The organism is Massilibacteroides vaginae (assembly GCF_900178525.1).
GTDB lineage: Bacteria > Bacteroidota > Bacteroidia > Bacteroidales > Tannerellaceae > Massilibacteroides > Massilibacteroides vaginae.
In genome coordinates this window covers 606,553-619,310 of record NZ_FXDJ01000008.1, presented here as the reverse complement: position 1 = coordinate 619,310, position 12,758 = coordinate 606,553, and the positions used below count along the sequence as shown (strand labels likewise).

Annotated in this window: 9 protein-coding genes; 8 read left to right on the top strand and 1 reads right to left on the bottom strand. The window is 39.9% G+C overall.

Annotation, left to right across the window (positions count from 1 at the left end):
* Positions 1-983 precede the first annotated feature (983 nt).
* The 5 genes from B9Y81_RS07895 to B9Y81_RS07875 all read left to right on the top strand — a co-directional run bounded on the left by B9Y81_RS07895 (position 984) and on the right by B9Y81_RS07875 (position 7,093).
* Positions 984-3,419, top strand: a complete 2,436-nt coding sequence (locus B9Y81_RS07895) for a DUF5686 and carboxypeptidase regulatory-like domain-containing protein (protein WP_085536434.1) — start codon at positions 984-986, stop codon at positions 3,417-3,419.
* A 101-nt stretch (positions 3,420-3,520) separates the two neighbouring features.
* Positions 3,521-4,540 carry a tRNA (adenosine(37)-N6)-threonylcarbamoyltransferase complex transferase subunit TsaD gene (tsaD, locus tag B9Y81_RS07890; RefSeq protein WP_085536433.1) on the top strand — a complete coding sequence of 340 codons (1,020 nt, stop codon included), beginning with the start codon at positions 3,521-3,523 and terminating at the stop codon, positions 4,538-4,540.
* An 11-nt stretch (positions 4,541-4,551) separates the two neighbouring features.
* Positions 4,552-5,109 (top strand): DNA-3-methyladenine glycosylase I, encoded by a 558-nt coding sequence (locus tag B9Y81_RS07885; protein ID WP_085536432.1) that lies wholly within the window; start codon positions 4,552-4,554, stop codon positions 5,107-5,109.
* 94 nt (positions 5,110-5,203) lie between these two features.
* Positions 5,204-6,439: a PLP-dependent transferase gene (locus B9Y81_RS07880; RefSeq protein WP_085536431.1), complete on the top strand. Its 1,236-nt coding sequence runs from the start codon at positions 5,204-5,206 to the stop codon at positions 6,437-6,439.
* Between the two features lie 3 nt (positions 6,440-6,442).
* A complete protein-coding gene (locus B9Y81_RS07875) occupies positions 6,443-7,093 on the top strand; it encodes a response regulator transcription factor (protein WP_085536430.1) in 651 nt (216 codons plus the stop codon).
* A gap of 68 nt (positions 7,094-7,161) precedes the next feature.
* Here B9Y81_RS07875 and trmD read toward each other — a convergent pair whose 3' ends face one another.
* Entirely contained in the window at positions 7,162-7,845 is a 684-nt protein-coding gene (trmD, locus tag B9Y81_RS07870) for a tRNA (guanosine(37)-N1)-methyltransferase TrmD (RefSeq protein ID WP_085536429.1), read from the bottom strand.
* 114 nt (positions 7,846-7,959) lie between these two features.
* Between trmD and pheT the strand changes: the two genes are divergently transcribed.
* The 3 genes from pheT (at position 7,960) to B9Y81_RS07855 (ending at position 12,758) form a co-directional block, all read left to right on the top strand.
* Positions 7,960-10,422, top strand: coding sequence for a phenylalanine--tRNA ligase subunit beta (gene pheT / locus B9Y81_RS07865; RefSeq protein ID WP_085536428.1), 2,463 nt, complete (start codon positions 7,960-7,962; stop codon positions 10,420-10,422).
* A 27-nt stretch (positions 10,423-10,449) separates the two neighbouring features.
* A complete protein-coding gene (locus B9Y81_RS07860) occupies positions 10,450-11,172 on the top strand; it encodes a YebC/PmpR family DNA-binding transcriptional regulator (RefSeq protein ID WP_085536427.1) in 723 nt (240 codons plus the stop codon).
* Between the two features lie 245 nt (positions 11,173-11,417).
* Positions 11,418-12,758 (top strand): hypothetical protein, encoded by a 1,341-nt coding sequence (locus B9Y81_RS07855; RefSeq protein ID WP_085536426.1) that lies wholly within the window; start codon positions 11,418-11,420, stop codon positions 12,756-12,758.

Sequence of the window (12,758 nt, the reverse complement as noted above, 5' to 3'; positions counted from 1 at the left end):
AGAGATCTCTGCATGGAGCTTCGTTAAAGAATAGTTCGACAGTATGAGATCTTTCGACAGGCTCAAGATGACAAGGGGAAGGAACCACCCTCCTTGTCATCTTGACCGAAGTGGGGAGATCTCTGTATGTGGCTTTGTTAAATAATAGTCCGATGGTATGAGATCTTTCGACAGGCTCAAGATGACATTGGTTAATGGTTTGATACGCTCAATATAGGTGTCTCTGCTGTGGAGAATTGAAGGAAACGTAATCATAGTGTTTGTTTTATTTGTAGTTATACTTATAGTTTACTCTAAATATAGCTGTTATTATAATCATACTTATAATAATTGGGTTAAAGTTGGATTATTATAAACATACCCTCTTTGTAAATACAACCACCCTCCTTGTCATCTCGACCGCAGTGGAGAGATCTCTGCATGTGGCTTCGTTAAAGAATAGTCCGATGGTATGAGATCTTTCGACAGGCTCAAGATGACAAGGGGAAGGAACCACACCCTTTCTGTCATCTCGACCGCAGTGGAGAGATCTCTGCATGTGGCTTCGTTAAAGAATAGTTCGACGGTATGAGATCTTTCGACAGGCTCAAGATGACATCGGTTGACAGCCTTGTTTTTTTAGTTAAAATCAGCTGGTTTTTCTTGTTTTTAACCGTTTTTGTAATTGGTTGATAGTCAGCTTGTTTTATGGGGCGAAAAACATAAAGGATATTTTTCGAAAAATAAAGGATATCTTTTGAAAAATAAAGGTTATATTTTTTTTTATATAGTAATGTTGAAAAATGCCTTTGCTGTAAGGGGTAATTTGAATTGTTAATTTGTTGCGAATAGTCTCTTTTTCTAATGTTTTTATCCATGGTTATAAATGTATTTATTCAGTTTATTAAAACACACTAAAAATAAAAAGAATTAACGCCATTTATACAAAAGTTAACCGCCTGATGGTTTACGTTTGCCCTTAATAAACAAATAATAACGGAGCTGTGAGAAGACTTTTGCTAACTGTTGGCTGGACTGTGTTTTGGGGATTAAGCTTGTTTGCTCAAATTTTTAGTGGGCGTATTGCGGATCAATCGGGGGAGGCGATACTTGGCAGTACGGTCTTTATCAGAGAAACTACGCAGGGGATTGTCTGCAATGATGAGGGTGAGTTTCGGATCAGTTTGAAGGAAGGACGCTATACGGCGGAATTTCGATCGTTAGGGTATGAAACACAGGTGATGAGTGTGGTTATGGAAACCGACCGGAATGTGGTTGTTGATGTGAAGTTGGCAGACCGTTCTTATGCTCTCTCCGAAGTGGTGGTAACCGGTCAGGAAGATCCTGCTTACGAAATCATGCGGCAGGCGATTGCCAAAGCTCCTTTTCATGCAAATCAGGTAAAATCGTATCATTCGGAGGTTTATCAAAAGTTGAAATTAAAGTTGCTGGCGTTGCCGAAAATTCCCGGTGTAAAACTTGAAACGAACGAAGGGCTTAATTTGAATGATTATAAGGGGAATTTGTTTATGCAGGAATCCTTTAATGAAATTAATTACATATCACCGGATAAATATGAGCAAATAGTTAAAGGATTTAGTAGCACGATACCGGACAATCTGAATCCGGAAGATGCTTTCCGGATTACTAAAAGTTCATTGTATCAGCCTACTTTTGCGGGACTAACTTCTCCTTTGCACCCGAAGGCGTTTTCGTATTATAAATTTCGTTACGAAGGTTTTATTGAGGAAGATGGACAGGTGGTCAATAAGATAAAGATAATTCCTAAGTTGAACGATCCGCTTTTTGTTTCCGGATATATTTATATCGCGGACAATGAATGGAATATCCGTTTTGCGGAACTGACTCTGAATATTTTAGGTTCTTTAGAGGTCTATCGTATTACCTATAATGAGGTTGCCGATTCGGTTTATCTGCCGACGACTTATGATATCGACTCAAAAATATCATTGATGGGATTTAAAGCTGAGGGTAGCTACTCTTCTTCTACTAAATACACCGAAGTAATACCAAATGATTCGGTTATGGTTGTGCTGGAAAAGAAAAAAAAGCCTAAACGATCCCTTGAAATTAGTAAAGATACAACGTATGTGGTGAAATCGGATTCGCTGGCAAATAAAAAGGATTCTTTGTTTTGGAAGGAAATACGAACGCTTCCGCTTACGGATGATGAACTTTTGAGTTATCAGAAAAAAGATTCTATACAGGCTTTCACTGATTCTATTAAACAAAACTATCACAATACAAAGTTTAAGCCGAAAACATTGCTTACAGGAGGAAAAGTAGGTGGCGATTCTGCCCGGATATCATTAAAATACGGGGGATTATTGAGGGCTTTGCCGGAATATAACTTTGTGGACGGTTATTGGTTAGGGCAACGTTTTGATCTGGGTATTCATATTGGTAAGCATAATTCATTCCATGTAGTTCCCGCGGTTTATTATGCCACAGCCCGAAAGCGTGTTTTATGGGAAACGGCTTTGCAGCTTAATTATGCTCCACTGCGATTCGGATTTCTTGAATTGTCTGCCGGTAGTACCTCCGTCGATTATAACCCCGACGGTGCTTTACGAATAGAAAACGCGCTGAACTCTTTCTTGTGGGGAAGTAATCGTAGTATGCTATATCAGAATGATTATTTTCATGTGAAGCATAAAATAGAACCGATCCATGCTTTACAACTTACGATTGAAGTGGATATAGCTAAAAGACGAAGTCTGGAAAACAACGTTACGGATATGCTTTTTGGAAAGAAAACGGATGTAACGCCCAACTTGATAACTGATTCCCGGTTTGATCGTATTCGTTATGATGTTGATCTGGAATATACGTTTAATCAATATTACGAGCTGTATAAGGGGAGGAAAATTTATAAACGAACAAATTCGCCAACGGTTAATCTGCATTATAGTCGGAATACTCCGGTAAATGATACGCAGAACAGCAGTTCGCAGTCTCTTGAAATGGGCGTGAGGCAGACCATTAAAACGGGGTTGTTCAGTTCTTTTTTGTATTCACTAAACGCAGGTACTTTTTTGGGATCTTACAATCGGATGAACTTTGCTGATTATAAGCATTTCAATACGTCGGATTTGATGTTTACAGGAAAAAACAGCTTCGATTCTTATATGTTGCTCGATTATTATACGCATTCAACAAATGAACATTGGGTGCAGGCGAATATGAATTATAACAGCCAATATATTTTCCTGAAGAGATTGCCGTTTTTGCAGGGCAAGGTTTTTGGTGAAACACTTGGTGCTAAATACTTGTACACACCTCACCGGAAGCATTACACGGAGTTTGGCTATAGCGTCGGTTTTGGGAAGTTGATGAATGTTGGTGTTTTCGGTTCGTTTAATGATTTTAAGCAGGATAAGTTCGGTGTGAGATTTACTTTGGATATTAGCGATCTGTAAATACCCTCGATTTGTGAGACTTAAAAGATTTATAGAAAAGGAGAAAACTGCAACATTGGAGTAATGGAATTGGTTAACTTTGCAGAAAAAAGATCATTAATATGAGTATTACTATATTAGGTATTGAATCATCATGCGACGATACCTCTTCTTCAGTTATCCGGGATGGTGTGTTATTGTCTAACGTTATTGCCGGTCAGGCTGTACACGAAGCGTATGGAGGCGTTGTTCCGGAATTGGCTTCGCGTGCGCATCAACAGAATATCATTCCTGTTGTGAGCGAAGCAATTAAACGGGCCGGTATTGATAAATCAGAATTGGATGCGATCGCGTTTACCCGTGGTCCGGGATTGATGGGCTCTCTGTTGGTCGGTACTTCTTTCGCGAAAGGACTTTCGATGTCGCTGAACATTCCGATGATTGAGGTAAATCACTTGCAGGCGCATGTGTTGGCACACTTTATTAAAGATACACCGGACGATACGGATCAACCGAATTATCCCTTCCTTTGTCTGCTTGTGTCGGGAGGTAATTCACAGATCATCAAGGTAAACGCCTACAACGACATGGAAGTGATCGGACAGACTATTGATGACGCTGCCGGAGAGGCCTTTGATAAATGTGCGAAAGTAATGGGGTTGGGTTATCCCGGAGGACCAATCGTGAATCGCCTGGCTAATGAAGGAAATCCGAAAGCCTTTGCATTCAGTAAACCTCATATCCCTGATTATAATTATAGTTTTAGTGGTTTGAAAACTTCTTTTCTTTATACTTTGCGTGATCGGTTGGCTGAAGATGCGGATTTTATTGAAAAGAATAAAGCCGATCTTTGTGCTTCTTTGCAGGCAACGGTTGTTGACATACTGATGGATAAGCTGCGCAAAGCGGCGAAAGATCTCCATATAAAAGAAGTAGCAATTGCCGGTGGTGTGTCTGCCAATACCGGACTTCGTGACGCGTTTCATGATCACGCCAAACGTTTCGGATGGAAAATACATATTCCCAAGTTTGCCTATACGACAGACAATGCGGCTATGGTAGCTATTACTGGATATTATAAATATATGGACAAAGAGTTTTGCCCAATGGATGCGGCGCCGTTTTCACGCGTTGTATTATAATACTAAATCTTATGGATAAAATACGTTGCGGATGGTGTGGTACGGATCCGCTTTATATGAAATACCACGATGAGGAGTGGGGGAAAGAGGTAACCGACGACCATAAAATGTTTGAATTCCTGGTGTTGGAGAGTGCGCAGGCAGGATTGAGCTGGATCACCATTTTAAGAAAGCGTGAAGGGTATCGCAACGCCTTCCATAATTTTGATGTAAACAAGGTGGCTTGCATGACTGATGAGGATGTGGATCGGCTCATGCCGGATGCCGGAATAATCCGTAATCGGAATAAAATAAAATCAACGATATCAAACGCGCGATGCTTTATTGCTGTGCAGAAAGAGTTTGGTTCGTTCTGTGCTTATATGCGTTCTTTCCTACCCGATAAAAAACCCGTGCTCAACCATTGGAAAACCTTGGCTGAAGTGCCGGTTTCAACTCCTTTGTCTGACGCGATCAGTAAAGATATGAAGAAACGGGGGTTCAAATTTTTTGGCACAACGATTTGTTATGCCCATTTACAGGCGGTGGGTTTTGTTAATGATCATATAGTGGATTGCCATTGTCGTTGAAAAACGCAAAAAAACCGGAAAACATATTCTGTAAACAGATTTGAATGGTACTTTTGCGGAGATAAAAGGTGTTTAATGATTGAATTTGTTGAAAATGGAAGAGATTAGTTTTGAGGCGCGGCTTCTTCATACCCCGTATGAGAAGCCGGATGCGTATAATGCATTGGCTATGCCGGTATATAATTCGGCTGCCTTTGAATTCGAGACTGCGGAAGCAATGGAAGCAGCCTTTTTAGGGTACTCGGCGGATCACACTTACTCAAGGATCACCAATCCTACAGTACAATATTTTGAAACGAGAGTTCGTGCTATCACGGGAGCGACAGGTGTAACCGCGCTTAATTCGGGTATGGCGGCAATCAGTAATGTAATGATGGCAATCGGTTTTGCAGGAGGTAATATCGTTACCTCTTCGCATTTGTTTGGCAATACATATTCTTTGTTTAAGATGACGCTGGCTGCATTTGGCGTAGAAGTTCGCTTTTGTGATCTGAAAAACACGGAAGAGGTGCGTAAACAGATCGACGAAAATACATTTGCTTTATTTCTGGAGGTCATTACTAATCCGCAATTGGAAGTGGCCGATCTGAAACAACTCGCTTCGATTTGTCTGGAAGGCGGAATACCCTTGGTGGCAGATACCACGGTTGTTCCTTTTTCTGTTTTTCATGCAAATGAGTTCGGAATTAATATAGAGGTTGTTTCATCTACTAAATATATTTCAGGTGGAGCGACAAGTGTTGGCGGTTTAATTCTGGATTACGGAACGTTCGACTGGTCTAAGTCTCGTGTGCTTGCTCCAATGGCCGAACGGTTCGGAGCGGATGCTTTTACGGTTCGTATGCGTAAAGAAATTCATCGGAATATGGGTGCGTATATGACTCCACAGGTAGCTTATATGCAGACCTTGGGCTTGGAAACCATGTCGCTGCGTTTCGAACGTCAGGCATCTACCTGCCTTGAATTGGCAAAACGTATGAAAACGTTAGATAAAATTGAATCGGTTAATTATACCGGACTCAAGGATAATCCTTATTATAAATTGAGTACCGTTCAATTTGGCCCACTTCCCGGTGCTATGTTGACATTTGATTTGGCTTCAAAAGACGCTTGTTTTGCATTTATGAACCGGTTGAAGTTGATTTGCCGGGCAACCAATCTTTTTGATAACAAGTCTTTGATTATTCATCCGGCAACGACAATATTTGGCAGTTTTACAGAAGAACAGCGTGTGAGTATGGATGTTAGCCCGAAAACAATTCGATTGTCTGTGGGATTGGAAGAGGTAGAAGACCTGTTTAATGACATTAAACAAGCATTATATTCCTAAGGAATGAAAACGATTATATTAGCGGATAATCAGGATATAACAAGAGCCGGGATCTTATACATATGTAATAAGATTTCCGGCTACAGTCAAATAGCTGAAGCCGAAAACCGTGAAGCTCTGTTGGCAAAACTGGCTGAATACCCCGATTCGGTTGTTATCCTGGATTATTCGTTGTTCGATATGAACAGTATTGAAGAGTTGCAGATCATACAGGAAAGGTATAAGAAGGTGAAATGGATCTTGTTCAGTGAATTCCTGTCTGAAGATTTTATCCGCAGGGTTGTTTTTGGAAGTGAGGCTTTTGGTATAGTGCTGAAAGATTCTTCGCTGGAAGAAATTCAAGCGGCTGTTCAATACGCGTTACGGTCTGAACGCTATGTTTGTAATCGCATTTCTAATATGCTGTTGAGTCGTAGGGCGGACTATGAATTAAAGGAGCAGCCGGTATTGACGGCAACTGAAACCGAAATACTTAAATTAATCGCGTTAGGAAAAACAACCAAAGAAATCGCTTCCGAACGTTTCTCGAGTGTCCACACGATCACGACACACCGAAAAAATATCTTCCGTAAATTAGAAGTCAATAATATCCACGAGGCAACGAAATACGCACTTCGGGCCGGACTTGTTGATTCGGCTGAATATTATATCTGATACACCCCGGAAATTTGCCGGTTGTACAAATTTGATATAGAGACGAAATGTTTTCGCCCCTGCTGATTTTATTTATCCTTTTGGAGTAAATCCGGTCGTAGTCTGGCTGTTCGCTCCTGCGCTTGTTGAAGTCTCCACTCATCAATTTTCAGTTGGTGTCCGGAAAGGAGAATGTCCGGTACTTTCCATCCTTTATACTCCGCCGGACGTGTATATACAGGTGGTGCTAAAAGATTATCCTGAAAAGAATCGGAAAGCGCACTCTGCTCATCGCCGATAGCACCGGGCAGAAGACGTACGATAGCGTCGGCCATAATGGCTGCGGCTAATTCTCCACCGGTAAGAACATAATCGCCCACAGAAATTTCTTTTGTGATGAGGTGTTCCCTTATCCGGTAATCCACCCCTTTGTAATGTCCGCAAAGGATGATCATATTATTTAGTAAAGACATACTGTTTGCCATCGGCTGATCGAATGTTTCGCCATCCGGTGAAGTGTAGATTACCTCGTCGTATGCGCGTTCGGCCTTTAATGTGCTGATCGCACGGTCTATCGGTTCTATCTGCATCACCATTCCTGCTTCTCCTCCGAACGGATAATCGTCCACTCGTCTCCATTTATTAGTCGTATAATCACGAAGATTATGTAAATGTATCTCTGCCAAGCCTTTTTCCTGCGCCCGTTTAAGTATAGAGCAGTTAATCATTCCGTCTATCATTTCCGGCAAAACCGTCAGTATATCTATTCTCATTCGTATCTGTTTTCTATTCAGGTGCAAAGGTAGTGTTTTCAAGACGATATAATGGTGTGTATCTTTTAACCGTAAAAAAAACTTGTTAACTTTGGGGCGTAAATTAAAAAAGCAATGAATATATCATACAATTGGTTGAAGGACTATCTTGATTTTGACCTTCAGCCGGAAGAAGTAGCGGATGCTTTAACTTCTATCGGTTTAGAAACCGGAGGCGTGGAAGAAGTGCAAACGATCAAAGGCGGACTGGAAGGGCTCGTCATTGGAGAAGTATTAACCTGCATAGACCACCCGAACTCAGATCATCTGCATCTTACTACTGTAAGCGTAGGTGGTGAAGAACCGCTTCAGATTGTTTGTGGCGCTCCGAATGTTGCTGCCGGTCAAAAGGTTGTAGTTGCTGTTAACGGCACTAAATTGTATGATGGTGACGAAAGTTTTACGATTAAAAAATCAAAGATCCGTGGTGTTGAATCCAATGGTATGATCTGCGCCGAAGATGAAATAGGTATCGGCACAAGTCATGAAGGCATTATCGTTTTGCCGCAAAATGCTATTGTCGGAACTTTGGCAAAGGATTATTATAATGTAAAGAGCGACTATGTGCTTGAAGTTGATATTACACCGAACCGGGTGGATGCGACTTCGCATTACGGTGTGGCACGTGATTTGGCTGCTTATTTAAAACAAAATAATTTAAAAGGAACATTGACTTTACCTTCGGTGGAGTCTTTCGAAATAGAAAACCCTACTTCAGGTATTGAAGTAATTGTTGAAAATACAGAGGCTTGTCCTCGTTACTCCGGTATTACAATCAGAAGCGTTACTGTAAAAGAAAGCCCGGATTGGTTGAAAGACCGACTGAAAATAATAGGTCTGCGTCCGATCAATAATATAGTGGATATAACCAACTACGTGCTTCACGAAGTAGGTCGTCCTTTACACGCCTTTGATGCGGCAAGGATTAAGGGAGATAAGGTTGTGGTTAAGACTCAACCGGAAGGAACTAAATTTATTACGTTAGACGGTATAGAACGTACACTAACCGAACGTGATCTGATGATCTGCAATACGGAAGACGCTATGTGTATCGGTGGTGTATTCGGTGGCTTGGATTCCGGCGTAACAGAACAAACAACAGATGTATTCCTTGAATCAGCCAACTTCCATTCAACCTGGATACGAAAAACAGCTCGTCGTTTCGGCTTAAATACGGATGCGTCTTTCCGTTTCGAACGTGGACTTGATCCTAATGAAACAATGTATGCGTTGAAAAGAGCCGCGATTATGATCAAGGAATTGGCCGGAGGTATTATTGCCGGTCCGATTCAGGATGTTTATCCTGTACAGGCAAAACCGTATACCGTTGATCTGCTTCATTCAAAAGTGAATACCTTGATCGGTAAAGATATACCGGCAGATACAATCCGCAGCATTTTAACAAGTCTTGAGATGAAAATTGTTGCAGAAACCGCCGGACGTTGGACGTTGGAGGTACCTTTGTATCGTATGGATGTACAGCGTGATGTGGATGTGATAGAAGATATTCTGCGTATCTACGGATACAATAATATAGAATTCAGCGACAGCTTGAAATCAAACCTGAGTTATAAAACACCAACAGATAAGAGCTACGATTTGCAGAACCTAATCTCCGAACAACTCTGTGGAGGTGGTTTCAATGAAATTCTAAATAACTCGCTGACTCGTTCAGCGTATTACGAGAATCTTTCTACCTATCCGATCGCTCGTTGTGTAAAACTCGAGAATCCTTTAAGTGCAGACTTGAGTGTAATGCGTCAGACATTATTATTTGGCGGATTGGAAAGTGTTGAGCACAACGTAAAACGAAAGAATGAGAATATCCGTTTCTTTGAATTCGGGAACTGTTATAGGTATGATATAGACAGGAAGAAAGAAGGTGAAAGCCTTGCCGAATTCAGTGAAGAATATTGTCTGGGATTGTGGATTACAGGAAATCGCGTAGAAAACAATTGGGCTCATCCGGATGAGAAATCAAACGTATATGAGCTGAAAGCGTACGTTGAGAATATCCTAACACGTTTAGGTATTAATCCGAAAAGCGTGATCTTCGGTAATCTTAGTAACGATATCTATTCTGTCGGTTTGAGTGTAACCACTCGTTCGGGAAGACAATTGGCTACACTTGGAATTGTAGATCGCAAGTTGACTAAAGCTCTTGATATAGATGTTGAAGTATATTATGCTGAAATATCCTGGACGTTGTTGATGAAGGAAACACGCAAGAATAAAGTTACCTTCACTGAGATGTCTAAGTTTCCACGAGTAAAACGAGATTTGGCGTTACTGATTGATAATTCAACTCGTTTTGAAGAGATTGAAAATATAGCGCGTGAAAGCGAACGAAAACTACTGAAGGATGTTCGTCTGTTTGATGTTTATGAAGGCAAGAATCTGCCTGCCGGAAAAAAATCTTATGCGGTTAGTTTTTATCTGCAAGATGAGAATAAAACACTTAACGATAAACAAATCGACGGTATAATGGGTAAGATTCGCGCGAATCTGGAGCAGAAACTTAATGCGCAATTACGTTAATTAAAATATAAAAACTTAATAAATAAGATGGGAAGAGCATTTGAATATCGCAAAGCTACAAAGATGAAGCGTTGGGGTAATATGGCCCGTGTATTCACGAAATTAGGTAAACAAATTACAATTGCAGTAAAAGAAGGAGGCCCGGAACCAGACACAAACCCTCGCTTGCGTGTGTTGATGCAACAAGCCAAGAAGGAGAATATGCCTAAAGATAACGTGGAACGTGCGATTAAAAAGGCTACTTCTAAAGACTTTACTGATTACAAGGAAATGAACTACGAAGGATACGGCCCATTTGGTATAGCTATCTTCGTGGAAACAGCAACAGACAATACAACCAGAACAGTTGCCAACGTACGCAGCTATTTTAATAAGCATGGAGGATCATTAGGTACTTCCGGTAGTCTGGAGTTCTTGTTTGAGCATAAATGCGTATTCCATATTGTAAAGAAAGACGGTGTTTCACTTGAAGATCTGGAGTTAGAACTGATTGATTTCGGTGTTGATGAAGTTGAAGAAGACGAAGGCGACATCATCCTTTACGGTGAATTTGCTCAAAACTCAGCTATTCAGAAATACCTGGAAGAAAGCGGCTACGAGATAAACAGCGCGGAATTTGTGCGTATTCCTAATGATATGAAAGAGGTTACCGACGAACAACGCGAGTCTCTTAATAAACTGCTCGATAAGCTGGAAGAAGATGAAGACGTGCAAAACGTTTTTCACAATATGAAAATGGAAGAAGAGTAATAAACTTCTTATAACAATAATTAGGGGCTGTCTCACTTTTGAGGCAGCCCCTTCTGCTTGTAAAAGACCGACTAACCAATAGTCAGCCTCTTAATATCAGAACTTTTGATCAATAAGAGAGAAGTCTTCTTTTCCGATCTAATTAAAATTCACCGATGAAAAGTAGTTTTTTTACTTTTTATTATATATACCGTTGAATATTCGTTATTTTTGGCTTAATTGCTAACTATTAAATTTTTACCATTATGGAAAGATTAACAGTATTGATACTATTTTTTGCTGGCTTAGTTTGTTTTAGCAGCTATGCTCAGTTTGATAATTATAGCCTGGATCAATATGTGAATCCGGACTATAAAAGACAATCACTCGAATTTATGTTTAATACGGCGGGAAATTTCAGTTCGAGTAAACAGAAGTGGGATGATGGTGTTGATAATAAAAACAAAAGCTCGTTTTGGAGTGGCGATTTATCTCTCATGTATAAAAAGGAACAGAACTCTTTAAGCAAACAAAGCGAACGTTTTTTATCATTGTCTTTTGATGGGAATCTTTTGACGGATAAGTATGATGATATCATTCTCACAAAAAACAATAAATTAAAGATTTCTATTAGTTTGGCTGACAACTCTCGTTATTATTTCACAAATAAAAATTTCATAGAATTTTCACCTTCTATTTCAGGGAATATAGATAATAGAAGGGAAAAAGAGAACGGAGAGCAAGAATTTGACAATAAGACTTATAATATGATAACATCTTTCCGCTTAGGATATGGAAAAGGAAGAATTGAGCATGTTGAAGATGCGCGCCTTGCCGTTTATTTGTTGGAAGATTTAGCAAGCAAGGGAGTGCCTGTGAATAACATCACACATGATGTGATTGATCAATTAGCTGAATGTATGACTCTTGTAAAACACAAACGCCATTTTGATACTCGACTTAAATTGATTGATGAAATAGCTACCGTAGACTCTTTTTTGCTGGCAAATGATATTATTGATAAACAGAATAATTCTCGTTATTTTACAACGTTATATGATAATTGGCTGTATGCAGGATTGATTACTCGTCTTTCAGGGAGTCGTTTTTCTGTAGGATTATCACCTGCTTTTGCTTGGAGTAGATGGGAATATAAAGATGATAAAATATATAACTCTTCTCTAAAAGGTGGTGCTTATGTTAATTATACCTATGAAAAACCGGTAAACTTATATTGGCAACATTCTGCTTTTGTGGAAGCGGAAGAGGTGGTAGGTCGTAATAGAGGAATAGATGAGACTTTTTGGTCTACTTCATTAAGAGGCTCCCTTGGGTTGGGATATTATCCAAACTCCAGAACTTATATGACACTTACATTGAGAGAAGATTTTAACTTTTTGAACGATGATAGCTACAACCAAACCTTTTCTAACACAAATTTGGGTTTTTCTATGTACTATTATTTATCTCCACAACTGCGCATTAGTGCAAATGCAGGAATTAATTATTATTATTTTAAATTCTCTGAAGATGACAAGAGTTGGGAATCTACGATAAATAACCCAAAGCTTAATTTTGCCGCTTCATTGACGTATAGTATTTTCTAA